We start from the raw sequence: 17,349 nt of genomic DNA, 5'->3' as shown, positions 1-17,349 counted from the left end.
AATAGTGGGCCGTTTTTTTTGCCTTCAGATCACGTTGGAAGGCTCGCGTGAGCGTTGTGCAGTGGGCGGTTTTGAATCGGCCCAGTTTTCCGGCAGATTGATAAAGTCCACCAACTCCCTCAGACGACCATGGGTACGGCCATTGAAGGCAAACGCCAGCCGTGCCAGATGGCTGAACTGTGCATCGTCGTGCTCTTCACCGCTGTAGGCGTGTTGATGAAACTCGTCGCTCAGGCACAGATCAGCAAATTCCTCCTGCATCTGCGCCAGAGCCTGATCGCTGAGCTTGTGGTTCATGCGAATCACAAACTGCCGCTTGAGCCAGCGACTGGAGTGGAAGTTGCTATAGAACTGATTGATCTCCTCCACCGCTTCTTCAACGCTGTAAACCAGGCGCATCAACTTCATATCCGTCGGCAGGATATAGCGGTTTTCTTCCAGCTGACCGCGAATGAAGTCCAGCGCACCTTGCCAGAAGGTACCGCCCGGAACATCCAGCAACACCACCGGCACCAATGGGCTCTTGCCGGTCTGAATCAGCGTCAGCACTTCCAGCGCTTCATCAAGGGTGCCAAAACCGCCCGGGCACAGCACCAGCGCATCAGCCTCTTTGACGAAGAACAGTTTTCGGGTGAAGAAAAAGTGGAATGGCAACAGATTATCGGTGCCGTCGACGGTGGGGTTGGCATGTTGTTCGAAGGGCAGGGTGATGTTGAAACCCAAACTGTGGTCACGTCCGGCTCCTTCGTGGGCGGCGGCCATGATGCCGCCGCCGGCGCCGGTGATCACCATCATCTCTGCACGCGTCAGCGCTGCGCCGAGTTCGCGGGCCATCGCGTATAGCGGATGTTCAACTGGCGTACGTGCCGAGCCGAACACGGTGACTTTGCGCCGGCCCTTGAATTGCTCAAGCACGCGAAACGCCTGCTCCAGTTCACGCAGGGCTTGCAGGGTGATCTTGGCGTTCCAGCGGTTGTGGTCTTCCTGAGCCATGCGCAGCACGGTGAGGATCATGTCGCGGTAGATGGGGATGTTCGGGCTGTCGGTGGAAACACGGTTGAGTTGGGCTTCGACCTGGCTGATGAGGTCGCCGCTTTCCTGAAAATGACGGCTCAAGAGGTCATTCGGTTGATAAGGCATTGAACGTCTCCTTCTGTACAGGGCGGTTAGCCCTGACAACCAGCGTCCGGGCCGCACTGCAAAAACACACAGGGCCGGCAGTTCCATTTCTGCCGTTAACGAATGATCGGGAATACTCTCAATCTAGACCCTCGCACGCATTCGCGCTGACTAGAACAGTGCGCGGTAACGTTTTGCCTGGCAACCGCTTACTGATTTGCGCCAAAGCCCCGCCGCTCGTCTGAACGTGTCGCAAAGGGCCATCACTCTGATTTACTCAAATACAGATGTCGCAAGACAACCTTGCGTTTGCGCAAGGCGAGGCAATTCAAGGATTCGTGGGTGGCAAGGAGGCGGGATGCATGGTCAGAGTGGTTCTGGAGATCGATACTCAGCTGTATCGAATGTTGCAGGAGTCGGCCGAGACGCATCAATTGAGTCTCGAAGAAGAGTGCTGCCGACGATTGGCCGGCGGCGAACGCCGCTCGCGCTATCTGCAGGCGCTGGTGGCGGAACTGCGCGCCGAGGATGAACAGCGGCGCGCCAAGGCTTCGCGCTGATTACTTCTTCTTCGCTGGCGCGGCTTTCGGGCAATCGGATTCCTGATAGCTGGCCGAACCGATGGCTTTGTTGGTTTTCACTTCGGTGAAGTCGTAACGCATGATCGCGCCCTTGGCCATCAGCTTGCGGTACGACGGGTTGTTGCACACCGACGCGCCCAACTGGAAATAGACAGCCTTGGGATCGGCGCGCATCTTGTCGGCGTGGCTCTTTTGTACGCTCAGATGATTGATCAGCTGCGTGCCCTCGACGGTGTAGCCTTGATCAAGAATGTCTTCATTGATCGCCCGTGGCGTGCCGACGCTGCTTTGGGCGGCGACGTTGCGCAGCTCTCGGTTCAGATTCTGCTCACTCAGGGACGCAGCCTGAGCGGTAAAGGACGACGCCAGCAGAATGGCAGCGGTGGGAACGATAAGGCGCAGCATGAAACTCTCCTGATTCGGTGACTGGTGGTTCGACCCGTCACGGGGCGGTGCGTTCAGTGGCGGCGAATTATAGGGGAGCCGGTCTGGGCGGTACAGGCTTGTGGCCGTCGCTCTGGTAAACTGCCGGGCTTTATTGCCCTGCCGAGTGTCGTTCGTGTCGAGTTCCCCTGTCTGCCGGTGTTGCCTGCGATGAACCATGCCCCCAATGCCGTGGCCCGCCTGCGCGATCAGCGTGAGGACGAAGGCATCAAGCCGATTCAGGCGCGCGGCTTTCGCTCCGAGCGTTGCCGCGATTGCCGGGTCATCATCAGTCATTGCCTGTGCGCGTGGCGACCAAGCGTCGACACCCGTTCTGGCGTGTGCCTGATCATGACCGGCAAGGAAGTGTTCAAGCCAAGCAACACCGGTTGGCTGATTGCCGATGTGGTGCGCGACAACCATGCGTTCATCTGGTCACGCACCGAGCCCGACCCGCAGATGCTCGCACTGCTCAACGATCCGCAGTGGCAGCCGTATCTGGTGTTTCCGGGTGAGTATGTCGAACCGTCGCGGGTGACCAACACGGTGACAGTCGATAGCAGCAAGCGCCCGCTGTTCATACTGCTGGATGCGACCTGGACCGAGGCGCGCAAGATCTTTCGCAAGAGTCCGTATTTCGACCGCTTGCCGATCCTCAGCCTGCTGCCCGACAAACTCTCGCGCTATCGCCTGCGCCGTTCGACCCGCAGCGAGCACCTGTGCACCGCCGAAGTCGCGGCGTTATGCCTGGAACTGGCCGGTGACAGCGATGCCGCCTCGGCGCTGGACGCCTATTTCGATGTGTTCAGCCAGCATTACCTCGGTGCCAAGCAGCAACTGGACATGAATGAATCGACCCCCGCTCACGCCGAGCTGCTGCCCTATATACGAAAGCCGCAGCCGGAGTTGGCCCGATAGTGGCCCATACTGTCGACAGCGCTGGCCATCTTGCTTGACCACCTAGGCTTCGCTGGGCATGCTTGGCGCCGATTAGGGTGCGGCCAAGGTTTGAGACGCCGTGTTTGCTGTTGATTGGCGTTGAACGTGCCCCTGTGGATAGCGCTTCAAAGCGTTGTCTCGAGTTGCTTTGGCCAGACCGGAATCTACCGCGTCTGCCATCAAAAACAGGATCATTTGAAAAATGGCCACATACGACATCCTGATTGCCGATGATCACCCTCTGTTTCGCAGCGCGCTGCACCAAGCGGTGACGCTGGGCCTAGGCCCGGACGTGCGGCTGGTGGAAGTGGCGAGCATCGCCGAGCTGGAAGCGCGCCTGACCGAAAAGGCTGACTGGGATCTGGTCCTGCTGGACCTGAACATGCCCGGCGCCTACGGTTTTTCCGGGCTGGTGCTGCTGCGCGGGCAGTATCCGCAGATTCCGGTGGTGATGGTCTCGGCCCAAGAAGAAGCTTCGGTGATGGTCAAGTCCCGCGAGTTCGGCGCCAGTGGCTTCATTCCCAAATCCAGCGATCTGAGCGTGATCCAGGAAGCGGTGCGCAAGGTGCTCGATGGCGACGTGTTCTGGCCGCCGCAAGCGTTCGAAGCGGTGAGCGTGTCGGATGAGGCGAAAGCCGCCAGCGATGGCCTCGCCAGCCTGACGCCGCAACAGTTCCGCGTGCTGACCATGGTCTGCGAAGGTCTGCTGAACAAGCAGATTGCCTATGAGCTGAGCGTGTCGGAGGCGACCATCAAGGCCCACGTCACGGCGATCTTTCGCAAATTGAATGTGCGCACTCGCACGCAGGCGGCTTTACTGCTGCAACAACTTGAGTCAATTCCCAGCCAGTAATGGCTGGCGGTTTCACGCTTTTTTGACTTTCGTTGATCTAGCTTCCCCACTCCTTTTTGGCTGGTTTTTCCTTATGTCACCTTTCAAGGGCCAGACCGGCCTGAAACGCATCCTCAACGCGTCCGGCTATTCGCTCGATGGCCTGCGCGCCGCCTTCACCGGCGAAGCGGCATTCCGCCAACTGGTACTGCTCAACGTGGTGCTGATTCCGCTGACATTCTTCCTCAATGTCAGCCGGGTCGAGCAGGCGGTGTTGATCGCGGTTTGCTTGCTGGCGCTGATTGTCGAGCTGCTCAATTCGGCGGTGGAAGCGGCCATTGACCGCATCTCGCTGGAATTGCACCCGCTGTCGAAGAACGCCAAGGACATGGGCAGCGCCGCGCAATTCGTGGCGCTGAGCATGATCGGACTGGTGTGGGCGGTGATTCTGCTTTAAGCGATGGTCGGCAAGACAATCTCGTCGCTGCGCTGCACCCCGGCGGTGAATGCTCGGCACAGCTCGAGAAACTCGCGCATCGCTGAAGTCTGGTATTTCTGTTTGTGCCAGATGAAATAGAACTGCCGCGCCAGGTCCAGATCCGGCGTCTCCACCGGTACCAGACTGCCGCGCCGGAAGGCATCGCGCAGCGCCAGCCGCGAAATGCAGCCAATCCCCAGCCCTGATTCCACTGCGCGCTTGATCGCTTCGGTGTGTTCCAGCTCCAGGCGAATATTCAGCGCGCTGCGATGGTGACGCATGGCCTGATCGAAGGTCAGCCGCGTGCCAGAACCCTGTTCACGCAAAATCCACGCCTCATGGGTCAGCTCTTCCATTGTCGCACTGCCGCGCTTGGCCAACGGATGCTGGGGCGCGCAAAACACCACCAGCTCATCCTCGACCCAACTCTGCACTTCGATGTCAGGGTGACTGCAATCGCCTTCAATCAGACCCAGATCAATTTCGTAGTGGGCAACTTGTTGCACGATATTGGCAGTGTTCTGCACGTGTAGCTTGACCTGACTTTCCGGGTGGCGCTGCATGAAGCTGCCGATCAGCAGGGTGGCCAGATAGTTGCCAATGGTCAGCGTCGCCCCCACTGATAACGAGCCGAAACCGGATTTGCCATTGAGCAGGTCTTCGATTTCCTTGGCCTGGTCGAGCAGGGCGACCGCTTGCGGCAGCAGTTGTTTGCCAAGGGCGTTGAGGCTCAGGCGTTTGCCGGCGCGGTCGAACAGTTGGCAGCTGGACTGGCGCTCGAGCTCGGTGATCGAAGTGCTGGCCGCCGATTGCGAGAGGTTGAGCAGACCCGCAGCACGGGATACGCTTTCCTGCTGGGCGACGGCGACGAAGACTTGCAGTTGACGGAGAGTAAATCGCATATCGATATAACCGATAACCCTTATCTTAATAATCCAGTTAACAGATATTGTCGTCGCTATTAGAATGCGATGCAATTGCGCACGTTAAGCCTCATTGAGCCGCGCAGACCAATCTCCAGGAGTCAAACGTACATGAGCAACATGAACCACGAGCGTGTCCTCAGTGTTCATCACTGGAACGACACTCTGTTCAGCTTCAAGTGCACCCGCGATCCGGGCTTGCGCTTCGAGAACGGTCAGTTCGTGATGATCGGCCTGCAACAGCCCAACGGCCGCCCGCTTATGCGCGCTTACTCGATCGCCAGCCCGAACTGGGAAGAGCATCTCGAATTCTTCAGCATCAAAGTGCAGGACGGTCCGCTGACCTCCCAGCTGCAGCACTTGAAGGAAGGCGACGAGATCATCATTTCGAAGAAGCCTACCGGCACCCTGGTTCTCGATGACCTGAACCCGGGCAAGCACCTGTACCTGCTGAGCACCGGCACCGGTCTGGCGCCGTTCATGAGCGTCATTCAGGACCCGGAAACCTACGAGCGCTTTGAGAAAGTGATCCTGGTTCACGGTGTGCGCTACGTCAACGAAGTCGCTTACCGCGAATTCATCACCGAGCACCTGCCGCAGAACGAGTTCTTCGGCGAAGCGCTGCGTGACAAGTTGATCTACTACCCGACCGTGACCCGCGAGCCGTTCGAGAATCAGGGCCGCCTGACTGACCTGATGCGCAGCGGCAAGCTGTTCAGCGACATCGGCCTGCCACCGATCAACCCGCAGGACGACCGCGCAATGATCTGCGGCAGCCCGAGCATGCTCGACGAGACCAGCGAAGTGCTCGACAGCTTTGGCCTGAAGATCTCGGCGCGGATGCGCGAGCCGGGTGACTACCTGATCGAGCGTGCGTTCGTCGAAAAATAACCTGCGATACCTGTGGGAGCGAGCCCGCTCGCGAATGCGGTCTGTCATCAACGTTGATGTTGCATGACACGACGCCTTCGCGAGCAGGCTCGCTCCCACAGTTGGTTTTTCGGTGTGACAGTAAAAGCCCGCGTTGCCTGAGAAGGCAGCGCGGGCTTTTTCGTTTGCGGGTTTTATGCCCCGGCCGGGATGACTTCCAGCACGCGGATCTGTTCGGGCGTCGGGTAATGCCAGCGCACGTCCAGATCCCAGAACTGCGCACCATATTCACGTTCCGGCGCCGGCGTCTGATACGCCGGGCGCGGATCCTGCGCCAGGCACTGCTCGATCAGCTCAACCAACGGCTCATCGAGGCGCTGAGCGTGGGCGTGCGCCTGTTTCAAAGCCGACTCTGCCCACTGCACGTCGATCACGTGCGGCGCCGCGCTGGCGATGTCATTGGTTGCCCCGGGGATGATGTCGGCGTACGGCACATAGGGTTTGATATCCAGCACCGGGGTGCCGTCGAGCAGATCGATCCCGGAGATAAACAGCCGATTACCTTCGACCCTGTCCAGCTTCACCACCGACTGGCCAATGCCGTTCGGCCGGTGCGTGGCGCGGGTGGCAAACACGCCCATCGACTTGTTACCGCCTAGGCGAGGCGGGCGCACTTTCAGGCGCGGTTTGTCTTCCAGGGCTTGGTGGAACAGAAACAACAGCCAAACATGACTGACCTGCTCCAGCCCCTGCACGGCGTCACCCTGATCGAACGGCGCGACCAGTTCCAACACGCCACGGGCGGCCGGGGCCAGTTGTGGCTGGCGGGGGATGGCGAACTTCTCCTTGAAGCAGGAGCGCACGAAGCCGATGGGGGAGACGCTGTAAGTCATGGTCTGGGATCGAAGCGGGTAGGGCGGGCATGATAACCCGGCTGGCTTCAAGTCTGGTGGTGACAGGGCTGGCCTCTTCGCGAGCAGGCTCGCTCCCACAATGTAGCTGCGTCGTGTATGAAATCCCTGTGGGAGCGAGCCTGCTCGCGAATGCCGCACCGCCGATCTACAGACTGAACCCACCATCCAGCGGAATAATATTCCCGGTCATATAAGCCCCCGCCGTACTCGCCAGGCTAATCGCCAGCGCCGCCATCTCTTCCTCACGCCCCCAGCGCTTCATCGGAATCAGCGCAGTATCCTCAGCCAATGCCTGCTCATCATTACCAATATGCCGGGTCATCTTGCTCGGAAACCGTCCCGGCGCAATCACGTTGACGTTGATGTGCTGGCTCACCAGTTCCCGCGCGAGAATGCGCGACAACTGATGCAGAGCGGCCTTGCTCGGCCCATAGGCGTAAGCCTGCTCGCCAAACGAAGAAATCCCCGCTACCGAACCGATATTGATGATCCGCGCCGGATTCGCCGCCGAGCCCGCCTTGCGCAGCAGCGGCAAGAATTGCTGGATGCAACTGAACACCGACGTCACGTTGAGCTGCATGACCTTTTCCCAGCCCTTGACCGGGTAACTCTCCAGCGGCGCGCCCCAGGTGGTGCCGGCATTGTTCACCAGAATGTCCAGATGGGTGATCTGCTCACCCAGACGCGCGGCCAATTCCCGCACGCCTTCCTCGGTCGCCAGATTCGCCGCCACGCCATGGCAACTGCCCAGGGCGCCAAGTTCTTCAGCGGTCTGATGGCAGGCTTCGACGTCGCGCGAGCACACATAGACATGGGCGCCGGCCTCGACGAACGCCTTGGCGATCATCTTGCCGATACCACGAGTACCGCCAGTCACCAGAGCGGTGCGGCCTTGCAGGGAAAAATAGGGATGCATGGCGAATCCTGAAGATTAGGGATCAGTACACTCTAGGCCATGCGGCCAGCTTCGAGCTGCAAGCTACAAGCGGCAAGTCAAACACCGTGCCCCGCCTTGCCGCTTGTAGCTTGTAGCTTGTAGCTTGCAGCTGTTTTCAGGCTCTCACGCGCAGCGTGAGCCCTTTGAGGAAGTTACGCAGCAACTGGTCGCCACACGGGCGATAGTTGGTGTGGCCGACCTTGCGGAACAGCGCGCTCAGTTCAGGCTTGGATACCGGAAACTCGGCGGCTTTGAGGATCGCGTGCATGTCGTCTTCTTTCAGTTCGAAGGCCACGCGCAGTTTTTTCAGAATGATGTTGTTGGTCACCGGCACTTCGATCGGTTGCGGCGGACGGCTTTCGTCCTTGCCGCGCTTGAAGATCACCAGGCCGTCGAGGAAGTGCGCGATGACTTCGTCCGGGCAGCGCACGAAGCCTTCTTCATCTTCTTCTTTCTTGTCGAGCCAGGTGATGACATCGGCGAGCGTGACGTCCATGCCGCCCAGTTTGATGATCTCGACAACTTTCTTGTCGCTGATGTCGAGCATGTAGCGCACGCTGCGCAGTACGTCGTTATGAACCATGTCGGTATTCCTGATGCGTTGTGGGCAGCGCTCGTAAGCGCTGCCGGAATGTGGGGCGGCAGTGGAAGTTCTAGAACTTCTCTTTGCCGGACAGGTAGCGCCATTGGCCGAGCGGGACCTTGCCGATCGACACGCCGCCGATGCGGATGCGGCGGATGCCGATGACCTTCAGGCCGACCGCTTCGCAGAACTGCGCGATGATTCCCGGCTGCGGGTTTTTCATGGCGAAGCGCAGGCGGTTTTCGTTCTGCCAACTGGCCTTGACCGGCGGCAGCTCCTTGCCCTTGTGGGTCAGGCCGTGTTGCAGGCGGTTGAGGCCGTGGGCAGCCATCTCACCTTCGACTTCGACGATGTATTCCTGCTCGATCTTCGCCGCGTCGGCGGTGAGCTTGCGCAGGATTTTCCAGTCCTGGGTGAACACCAGCAGGCCGCTGGCCTTGGGCTGCAGGTCGGCGCTGGCGGTCAGGCGCAGGAAGTGCCCGCGCAACGGGCGCTTGCCGTAGCGATGCTCTTCGCTGAGGGTTTCGGCGCTGAGCGATTGCATGGCGCTGTCGACATCCATGCCGGCGGGCGCGTTGAGCAGGATGGTCACCGGCTCCGGCGCGGTGGCCTTGGCGTCCTTGTCGAGCTCGACCTTCTGCTCGCCGACCTTGAATTGCGGCTCATCGATGACTTCGCCGTCCACGGTGACCCAGCCGCCCTCAATGAACAGCTCGGCCTCCCGGCGGGAGCAACCGACCAGTTCGATGAGGCGTTTGGAGAGGCGAATCGGGTCAGTCATGACGGGGCCGTAACAAAAAAGGGGTGGGCATTGTACCTGTGTGGAAGCGGTTAAGCCCGGTTCCATTTGCAGGCGCTGTATTCAATGTGGGAGCGAGCCTGCTCGCGAAGGCGTCCTGCCAGTCTATGTGTGCAGTGACGGGTACACCGCATTCGCGAGCAGGCTCGCTCCCACAGGGTTTCCATGGTGTGTCAGCCGTTGCTTGAGCGCTGTTGGGACTGCCGCAAGCGCATATGCAGCAGCGGATACGGCTGGCCCATGCCATCGACCTCGGAGCGGCCGATCACCTCGAAGCCCTGTTTCTCGTAAAAGCCCAAGGCTTGCGGATTCTGTTCGTTGACGTCGAGTTCATCGGCATTGAGCCGTTCGATCGCATAGCGCAGCAACTGCTTGCCCAAGCCTTGACCACGATGATCAGGATCGATGAACAACATTTCAATCTTGCCCGCCGCCACACCGGCAAAACCGGTGATGCGCTGCTGGCGATCCTTGGTGCAGATCAGCATGACCGCATCAAGATAGCGGGTGAGCACCAGATTGCGCAGCAGCTCGATGTAGCTGTCCGGCAGGAACTGGTGAGTCGCACGGACCGAGGCCTCCCAGACCCGGGTCAGTTCTTCGTAATCGCTGATTTTCGGTGTGTGGATGACCGAATGCTGACGCATGTGCGTGTGCCTCTTGTGCGGTTCAAGGGAGTCCGTCCCCCGCTAAACGATAGCCGCAAAAAAGCCCCGCATCTCGGAAAAGAGCGGGGCTTTTTGGATTTGTTGCGGTGTCTGGCTGGCTATTTCTGTCGCCAGCAAGATCTCTCCCCCCTCACCCCAACCCTCTCCCCCAGAGGGGGCGAGGGGGAAGGGAGCTGATCTTCGTGCTGTTCAAAGCCTGAGTTCGACTCGATATTTCAAGTCGCCGTCATTCTGAAGAGCACCTCGATCAGTCCCCTCTCCCTCTGGGAGAGGGGTAGGCGGGCGGCGTTCCGATGAGGGGCTTTTGACGTTCAGATCAGATCTGCTCAGCCCACAGGTCGTATTCGTCGGCGTCAGTCACCTTGCACCAGACCTTGTCGCCCGGCTTCAGGTTGCTGCCATTGTCGATAAACACGTTGCCATCGATTTCCGGGGCGTCGAAGAAGCAACGGCCGACCGCACCTTGTTCGTCAACCTCGTCCACCAGCACTTCAATCTCACGACCGATGCGCATTTGCAGGCGTGCCGAGCTGATCGCCTGCTGGTGCGCCATGAAGCGCTCCCAACGATCCTGCTTGACGTCGTCCGGTACCACTTCCAGATCCAGATCATTCGCTGGTGCGCCGTCCACCGGCGAGTACTGGAAGCAGCCGACGCGGTCGAGCTGGGCTTCGGTCAGCCAGTTGAGCAGGTACTGGAAGTCTTCTTCGGTTTCGCCCGGGAAGCCGACGATGAAGGTCGAACGAATGATCAGGTCCGGGCAGATTTCGCGCCAGTTCTTGATGCGTGCCAGGGTCTTGTCTTCGAACGCCGGGCGTTTCATCGACTTCAGGACTTTCGGGCTGGCGTGCTGGAACGGGATGTCCAGGTACGGCAGGATCTTGCCGGCGGCCATCAGTGGAATCAGCTCGTCGACGTGCGGGTACGGATAAACGTAATGCAAGCGGACCCAGACGCCCAGGGTGCTCAGTGCTTCGCAAAGCTCGGTCATGCGGGTTTTCACCGGCGCGCCGTTCCAGAAACCGGTGCGGTATTTCACATCAACGCCGTAAGCGCTGGTGTCTTGCGAGATCACCAACAGCTCTTTAACGCCGGATTTGACCAGGCGCTGCGCCTCGTCGAGCACATCACCGACCGGACGGCTGACCAGTTTGCCGCGCATCGACGGGATGATGCAGAACGAGCAGCTGTGGTTGCAGCCTTCGGAAATCTTCAGGTACGCGTAGTGGCGCGGGGTCAGCTTGATGCCTTGCGGCGGCACCAGGTCGATCAGCGGGTTGTGATCCTGACGCGGCGGCACCACTTCGTGCACGGCGTTGACCACTTGTTCGTACTGCTGCGGACCGGTCACGGCCAACACGCTCGGGTGCACGTCGCGGATATTGCCTTCTTCCACGCCCATGCAACCGGTGACGATGACCTTGCCGTTTTCCTTGATCGCTTCACCGATCACTTCCAAAGATTCAGCCTTGGCCGAATCGATGAAGCCGCAGGTGTTGACCACCACGACGTCGGCGTCCTGATAGGTGGACACCACGTCATAACCTTCCATGCGCAGCTGGGTCAGGATGCGCTCGGAGTCGACCAGTGCTTTCGGGCAACCCAGAGATACAAAGCCAACCTTTGGATTGGCCGGCGCAGGAGTGGTGGACATGTCTAACCTCGGTGTTTTGTGACGTCGCTTGCATCATGCGCAAACCGACGGATGGGCGCTTGGGGCGCGCCTCTGATCAAAAAGTGCGCAATTCTAGCGGCGGGCAGCGTACTTGACCAGCTTTATACGGGGAAATACGACGAGTGCTGCGCTATGCTTCGCGCCGTTGAGCTTTACCGTTTCGTGCAGTCAATCATTGGTCTGTAACAACAGGTAAAACAGCGCATGCTGCAACTCAAAGCATAGTGCTTCCTTCAAAGAAGCCGGTATCGAGATCAGGAGTGTTGGATGGGTCAGGCAAGTAGTCATGCGGCGGGCGCCGAGGGTTCGGCGAGCAGACCGCTGAGCATGCTGGTCGCGGCAGTCGGGGTGGTTTATGGCGACATCGGCACGAGCCCGTTGTACACCCTCAAGGAAGTGTTTTCCGGCGGTTACGGTGTGCCGGTCAATCACGACGGCGTGCTGGGCATTCTGTCGTTGATCTTCTGGTCGCTGATCTGGGTGGTCTCGATCAAGTACATGATGTTCGTCCTGCGCGCCGACAACCAGGGCGAGGGCGGCATCATGGCCCTGACGGCGCTGGCACGGCGGGCAGCGGCGGGGCGCAAGCGCCTGCGCACGCTGTTGGTGGTCTGCGGGCTGATCGGCGCGGCGCTGTTTTATGGCGACAGCATGATCACCCCGGCCATTTCGGTGCTGTCGGCGATCGAAGGCCTCGGCCTGGCGTTTGAAGGCATCGATCACTGGGTGGTGCCGCTGTCGCTGGTGGTGCTGGTCGCGCTGTTTCTGATCCAGCGCCACGGCACCGCGCGGATCGGCATTCTGTTCGGGCCGATCATGGTCACCTGGTTCCTCGTCCTCGGCGCGCTCGGTGTGTACGGCATCAGCCACACCCCGGAAGTGCTGCACGCGCTGAACCCGATGTGGGCGGTGAATTTTTTCGTCGTGCACCCGGGCATGGGCGTAGCGATCCTCGGCGCGGTAGTGCTGGCGCTGACCGGCGCGGAAGCGCTGTACGCCGACATGGGCCACTTCGGCCGCAAGCCGATCGCCCGCGCCTGGTTCCTGCTGGTGCTGCCGGCGCTGGTGCTCAACTACTTCGGCCAGGGCGCATTGCTGCTGGAAAACCCTGACGCAGCGCGTAACCCGTTCTACCTGCTGGCACCGAGCTGGGCGCTGATTCCGCTGGTCGGCCTGTCTACCCTGGCCACGGTGATCGCTTCGCAAGCGGTGATTTCCGGTGCGTTCTCCCTGACCCGTCAGGCGATCCAGCTCGGTTACATACCGCGCATGTACATCCAGCACACCTCCAGCGATGAGCAAGGCCAGATCTACATCGGCGCGGTGAACTGGGCGCTGATGGTCGGCGTGGTCCTGTTGGTGCTGGGCTTCGAATCCTCCGGTGCACTGGCCTCGGCCTACGGCGTGGCAGTGACTGGCACGATGCTGATGACTACCATTCTGGTGTCCGCCGTGATGCTGCTGCTGTGGAAATGGCCACCGATCCTCGCGGTGCCGGTGTTGCTTGGCTTCCTGCTGGTGGATGGCCTGTACTTCGCTGCCAACGTGCCGAAGATCGTTCAGGGCGGCGCGTTCCCGGTGATCGCCGGTATCGCGCTGTTCGTGCTGATGACCACCTGGAAGCGCGGCAAACAGCTGCTGGTCGAACGCCTCGACGAAGGCGCGCTGCCGCTGCCGATCTTCATCAGCAGCATCCGCGTGCAACCGCCGCATCGCGTACAGGGCACAGCGGTGTTCCTCACCGCCCGCTCCGACGCCGTGCCGCATGCGCTTTTGCACAACCTGCTGCATAACCAGGTGCTGCATGAGCAAGTGGTGTTGCTGACGGTGGTCTACGAAGACATCCCCCGTGTGCCGCCATCGCGGCGCTTCGAAGTGGAAGCGCATGGTGAAGGCTTCTTCCGGGTGATCCTGCACTTCGGCTTCACCGACGAGCCCGACGTGCCGCAGGCGCTGAAGCTGTGCCACCTTGAAGACCTCGACTTCAGCCCGATGCGCACGACCTACTTCCTCAGCCGTGAAACGGTGATTGCTTCGAAACTCGAGGGGATGGCGCGTTGGCGTGAGGCGTTGTTTGCGTTCATGTTGAAGAATGCCAATGGCAATTTGCGGTTTTTTAATCTACCGCTGAACCGGGTGATTGAGTTGGGGACGCAGGTCGAAATGTAAGCCTGGCTCCAACCAAAAAGCCCCCGTCAGCCTTGTGTCTGGCGGGGGCTTTTTTGTGCCTGTGCCCAATCCTCAAACCACCGCTGATTCCCTGTGGGAGCGAGCCTGCTCGCGAAGGCGTAGTGTCAGTCGAAGCATGTGGTGGCTGACCCACCGGATTCGCGAGCAGGCTCGCTCCCACAAGGGTCTGCAGTGTTAGTGGCTATCAGGTAATTCTTCTTCAGATTCAGTCTTCGTCCGCGCAGGTCGTGGGATCAGCGCTTGGATCACGTCATCAATCAAGGCCTTGCCCAACACCGTCAGGTAATGCGCAGCCCAGGCGTGGCGGTCGGTGTCTTTGATGAAAGCAGCATCCTCGGCGAAGGATTTGGCGAGGGACAGCAGGTCGGAGGATTGGGACAAGGCATCGATGATCGGAATGCCGGAGCGGACGTTGAAGAACGCTTGATCCGAGTTGTAGAGGAAAGGGGTGAAGCCGATGGTTTTAACGCTTGCGAGTCCGTGCAGATCAGGTTCGGTCATCGTGTTACTCCTTAGTTCGAAGCGCCGCGACTTTCGTTACCACGCGAAAGGGAGGCAACTGTACGCAGGGTGGTAAACCGGGAACCAAGGAAACCGGCACGCCTGAAAGCGTCCCACGCACAGCCGCCATAACTCGAGGAGCGGGCTGTTGCGATGGTTTCTCCGGGTTACCACACCCGATCGCTGAATGGGTCAGCGACGTCCGGAGAGTATCCCGTCAAAAAACAGCGCAATAGAGCGGCACAGCGGCCCAACAAGAGTTTCGGAGTTTGCCTACAAGGTCTGTGGGCGTCATCTGATATTGCGAGACTGGAAGTAAACGAAACTAAACGTCACGCACGAAGCGACGTGTGCACAGCATTCAGGTTCGTATGACGGCATCAGCGGCACAAGAACTACAGGATGAACCAGAGGAGCTTCTGATCGAAAAGAAGGCCAGTGAACGATTGCTCATCTTTGATTTGGTCCGCGCAATCAGCCATGACGATATGCGGGCAAGGTATGCAGCGATTAGTGATCGACCCAAGGGCTTGACGACCCGGCCTCGGCAGTGAGACAAGTGTCCACGTTTTATGGAATGTGGACACTTGAGGTTTTGAGCTAAATGAAGAGTCAAGACATTTTACTTTTGTTCAAAATGGCCAGTCTCCACGCTCAGGAAGAGAACCTCTTGGGGGAGATGGAGGCCGAATCGAATTCGGACAGGGTCGAAGAGCTGCTCAGGCCTTATGTCGTCAGCCGAATGACCGCAGGGGAGGGTGTGGGTAAGCCATTGGTCACCTACTCCACTGATGGGGAAGACACAATCTTCCATCGCCGCGAACTCGATTCGCCTTTCGCTGATGGGCCAGGCTGGGAGGGATGGGCGGAACCAGCATCTGATCCACCGCTGACAAGTTGGAGCGATCGGTACTCTCTGCGTGCGCTGTCTGCCTCTCTCGGACTGAGCAAAAGCGAAGTCTCAAATGCGCTCGCCCGATGCCGGGAATCCGGATTGCTCATCCATGACTACGACACCGGGCTTGCCAAAGTGCACCGCCGGGAACTGCTGAAAATCACCGAGTACGCGCTGAAGTACTTCTTCCCGGTCAAGCCTGGCGCGATGGTTCGTGGCATACCCACAGGCTTTGCGGCGCCTGCGCTGTCCAAAAGCATCAAGAGTGCGGGTGGTTTGATTCCGGTCTGGCCGGATGCGCAGGGAACCGAGCGAGGCCAAGCGATAGAGCCGCTTTACAAAACAGTGCCGGAAGCGGTGAAAAAAGACCGGATCCTTTACCACTATCTGGCGCTCGCTGATGCAATCCGTCTGGGTGGTCCGCGTGAGTGTGGTGTGGCAATCAGTATTCTGAAGGCAGGGATGGGGCTTAAATAACATGTCGTCAAACGCGGATCACAACTACGAACTTATTGAGTTCGTGGCTGAAGGCTTGGGCGAGGCGTTTCTCGCCGAAGTTGCTTTTGTTGGCGGTTGCACAACTGCCATGCTGGTTACAGATACAGCCGTGCTGGACGACATTCGTTTCACTGATGACGTTGATTTAGTGATCGAGTTGGCCGGTATCAGCGCCTGGAACCAACTCACTGAACGGCTGGCTGCCAAGGGATTCAAGATCACCGGTGAGGACGAGGTCAATTGTCGTTTTCGCTTCAATGACGTTGTTGTGGATGTCATGCCTTCCGACCCTGCAGTACTCGGCTATGCCAACCGCTGGTTCGTCGAGGGGCTGGCGAGTGCGGATAAATTCACCTTGCCCAGCGGCACTGTCATCCAGATATTCCAGCCCACGTATTTTCTCGCGACGAAACTGGAAGCTTTCGCTGGTCGGGGAAATGGTGATCCTTATCACAAGGATGTCGAGGACATGATCATCTTGATCGATGGTCGGCCTGAGCTGTTGGAGGAGGTGCGCCAGGCTGACAGCGACCTTAAGGCGTTCGTCACAGATGGAATCCGCAAACTGATGGCGCTCGACGGGGTTGGCTATGTGATCGAAAGTTCAGGCTCGGTGCAGACGAATCCAGGCAGAGGGCAGATTATTCACAGGCGTTTGAAAGCGCTGGCCAGCGCATGAGATACCACTCCCGATCAATCACTGGGCAAGCCAGCAGGGCAAATAATGACTATGCCGGAGCGACCTGTGAGGGTGACGGCGGTTTTTTTGTTGTCGCGGATGGCACTTCCAGGCGCGGCAGTGGACAGCTGGCTGAAAGCTTCGTAAGGGGCATGTTGGCGGCTCATTCCACACGGATGGAGCAGGGGGGCTATCCTGCAGAACCCGAAGCAGTTGAGCGTCTATTGGGGTCAATACTGGCGGATTTTCATGCGTCGTTGCCTGCTGATCAGACGGGAGCCATCTGTTACCTGATTGGCTTGGTCGCGCATGACCGACTCACCATTGCATACGAAGGTGACTGTTCATGCGGGATTGCGACGCTGGCGGGAGCCATCGAGTGGATTACGCCACCTCATTGCAAGGCCAATTGGCGGCGCGACCGTTCGCACTGTGAGTTGGCGCGAGACCCCGCGCGAAATTCGGTAACTCGATGCTTGAAGATCAATCGGGTTCCGAACCCTGACTTTGTTTGTTGTGCACTGAAGGCTGTTGAGCGCTTGGTATTTGTCACTGATGGCTTTTGGGCGGACTTGACGCAAGCCCAGCAAAGCATTTTGTTGGCGGCGCCGGATAGCGACTTTAGCGTTGGCGACGATGATGTCACGTGGATAGATGTTCAGCTTGGCCAGCGGGACTGACGAGTTGCCTGAATCCAGCGCAACCCCTTGTAGGAGCGAGCCTGCTCGCGAAGACGCAGTGTCAGTCGACGAATCTGTAAACTGACCCACCGCATTCGCGAGCAGGCTCGCTCCCACAGGGATTTTGGTGGCTGCTGGAATGTAAAAAGCCCCCGCAACTGTGAA

19 protein-coding genes are annotated in these 17,349 nt (G+C 59.2%); 9 read left to right on the top strand and 10 right to left on the bottom strand.

The annotated features are described in order from the left end of the window. Positions 1-24: 24 nt before the first annotated feature. Entirely contained in the window at positions 25-1,140 is a 1,116-nt protein-coding gene (locus KVG85_RS14635) for an LOG family protein (RefSeq protein WP_217864216.1), read from the bottom strand. 341 nt (positions 1,141-1,481) lie between these two features. Between KVG85_RS14635 and KVG85_RS14630 the strand changes: the two genes are divergently transcribed. Then, positions 1,482-1,679 (top strand): hypothetical protein, encoded by a 198-nt coding sequence (locus tag KVG85_RS14630; protein ID WP_016770569.1) that lies wholly within the window; start codon positions 1,482-1,484, stop codon positions 1,677-1,679. Here KVG85_RS14630 and KVG85_RS14625 read toward each other — a convergent pair whose 3' ends face one another. Continuing rightward, entirely contained in the window at positions 1,680-2,105 is a 426-nt protein-coding gene (locus tag KVG85_RS14625; RefSeq protein ID WP_007908738.1) for a PA3611 family quorum-sensing-regulated virulence factor, read from the bottom strand. Between the two features lie 189 nt (positions 2,106-2,294). Between KVG85_RS14625 and KVG85_RS14620 the strand changes: the two genes are divergently transcribed. From KVG85_RS14620 to KVG85_RS14610, 3 genes are all read left to right on the top strand, one after another. Next, positions 2,295-3,041: a tRNA-uridine aminocarboxypropyltransferase gene (locus KVG85_RS14620; RefSeq protein ID WP_024011879.1), complete on the top strand. Its 747-nt coding sequence runs from the start codon at positions 2,295-2,297 to the stop codon at positions 3,039-3,041. A gap of 223 nt (positions 3,042-3,264) precedes the next feature. Then, positions 3,265-3,915, top strand: a complete 651-nt coding sequence (erdR, locus tag KVG85_RS14615) for a response regulator transcription factor ErdR (RefSeq protein ID WP_016771412.1) — start codon at positions 3,265-3,267, stop codon at positions 3,913-3,915. Positions 3,916-3,988: 73 nt separating this feature from the next. After that, positions 3,989-4,351 carry a diacylglycerol kinase gene (locus KVG85_RS14610; protein ID WP_016771411.1) on the top strand — a complete coding sequence of 121 codons (363 nt, stop codon included), beginning with the start codon at positions 3,989-3,991 and terminating at the stop codon, positions 4,349-4,351. On the opposite strand, the gene KVG85_RS14605 is transcribed toward KVG85_RS14610, so the two are convergent. After that, positions 4,348-5,274, bottom strand: coding sequence for a LysR family transcriptional regulator (locus KVG85_RS14605; protein WP_024011881.1), 927 nt, complete (start codon positions 5,272-5,274; stop codon positions 4,348-4,350). The genes KVG85_RS14610 and KVG85_RS14605 overlap by 4 nt on opposite strands. A gap of 132 nt (positions 5,275-5,406) precedes the next feature. On the opposite strand from KVG85_RS14605, the gene fpr reads away from it, so the two are divergent. After that, on the top strand, positions 5,407-6,186 hold the full coding sequence (fpr, locus tag KVG85_RS14600; RefSeq protein ID WP_007908723.1) for a ferredoxin-NADP reductase: 780 nt from the start codon (positions 5,407-5,409) through the stop codon (positions 6,184-6,186). 173 nt (positions 6,187-6,359) lie between these two features. On the opposite strand, the gene tsaA is transcribed toward fpr, so the two are convergent. The 6 genes from tsaA to rimO all read right to left on the bottom strand — a co-directional run bounded on the left by tsaA (position 6,360) and on the right by rimO (position 11,720). Next, on the bottom strand, positions 6,360-7,058 hold the full coding sequence (gene tsaA, locus KVG85_RS14595; protein WP_217864215.1) for a tRNA (N6-threonylcarbamoyladenosine(37)-N6)-methyltransferase TrmO: 699 nt from the start codon (positions 7,056-7,058) through the stop codon (positions 6,360-6,362). A 166-nt stretch (positions 7,059-7,224) separates the two neighbouring features. Next, positions 7,225-7,995, bottom strand: a complete 771-nt coding sequence (locus KVG85_RS14590) for an SDR family oxidoreductase (RefSeq protein ID WP_217864214.1) — start codon at positions 7,993-7,995, stop codon at positions 7,225-7,227. Between the two features lie 136 nt (positions 7,996-8,131). Next, positions 8,132-8,599 carry a YehS family protein gene (locus KVG85_RS14585; protein WP_016771408.1) on the bottom strand — a complete coding sequence of 156 codons (468 nt, stop codon included), beginning with the start codon at positions 8,597-8,599 and terminating at the stop codon, positions 8,132-8,134. A gap of 70 nt (positions 8,600-8,669) precedes the next feature. After that, entirely contained in the window at positions 8,670-9,380 is a 711-nt protein-coding gene (locus KVG85_RS26305; protein ID WP_039762586.1) for an rRNA pseudouridine synthase, read from the bottom strand. Between the two features lie 191 nt (positions 9,381-9,571). Then, positions 9,572-10,045, bottom strand: a complete 474-nt coding sequence (locus KVG85_RS14575) for a GNAT family N-acetyltransferase (protein WP_073475936.1) — start codon at positions 10,043-10,045, stop codon at positions 9,572-9,574. A gap of 337 nt (positions 10,046-10,382) precedes the next feature. Further along, positions 10,383-11,720, bottom strand: a complete 1,338-nt coding sequence (gene rimO / locus KVG85_RS14570; RefSeq protein WP_024011887.1) for a 30S ribosomal protein S12 methylthiotransferase RimO — start codon at positions 11,718-11,720, stop codon at positions 10,383-10,385. 348 nt (positions 11,721-12,068) lie between these two features. Here rimO and KVG85_RS14565 point away from each other — a divergent pair, with 348 nt between their 5' ends. Further along, positions 12,069-13,910: a potassium transporter Kup gene (locus KVG85_RS14565; protein ID WP_437182198.1), complete on the top strand. Its 1,842-nt coding sequence runs from the start codon at positions 12,069-12,071 to the stop codon at positions 13,908-13,910. Between the two features lie 195 nt (positions 13,911-14,105). On the opposite strand, the gene KVG85_RS14560 is transcribed toward KVG85_RS14565, so the two are convergent. Beyond that, on the bottom strand, positions 14,106-14,432 hold the full coding sequence (locus tag KVG85_RS14560; protein WP_217864213.1) for a DUF3077 domain-containing protein: 327 nt from the start codon (positions 14,430-14,432) through the stop codon (positions 14,106-14,108). 604 nt (positions 14,433-15,036) lie between these two features. Here KVG85_RS14560 and KVG85_RS14555 point away from each other — a divergent pair. Genes KVG85_RS14555 through KVG85_RS14545 form a run of 3 tightly spaced genes read left to right on the top strand, consistent with a single transcriptional unit; the run spans position 15,037 to position 17,184 of the window. After that, entirely contained in the window at positions 15,037-15,804 is a 768-nt protein-coding gene (locus KVG85_RS14555; protein ID WP_217864212.1) for a MarR family transcriptional regulator, read from the top strand. 1 nt (position 15,805) lies between these two features. After that, positions 15,806-16,504 (top strand): nucleotidyl transferase AbiEii/AbiGii toxin family protein, encoded by a 699-nt coding sequence (locus KVG85_RS14550; protein WP_217864211.1) that lies wholly within the window; start codon positions 15,806-15,808, stop codon positions 16,502-16,504. Continuing rightward, on the top strand, positions 16,501-17,184 hold the full coding sequence (locus tag KVG85_RS14545; RefSeq protein ID WP_217864210.1) for a serine/threonine protein phosphatase: 684 nt from the start codon (positions 16,501-16,503) through the stop codon (positions 17,182-17,184). The genes KVG85_RS14550 and KVG85_RS14545 overlap by 4 nt, the downstream gene beginning before the upstream one ends. Positions 17,185-17,349 lie beyond the last annotated feature (165 nt).

The sequence above is a fragment of the Pseudomonas triticicola genome (genome assembly GCF_019145375.1).
Lineage (GTDB): Bacteria > Pseudomonadota > Gammaproteobacteria > Pseudomonadales > Pseudomonadaceae > Aquipseudomonas > Aquipseudomonas triticicola.
Note: the sequence above shows the minus strand (reverse complement) of the source record. Positions and strands in the feature narration are given on the sequence as shown.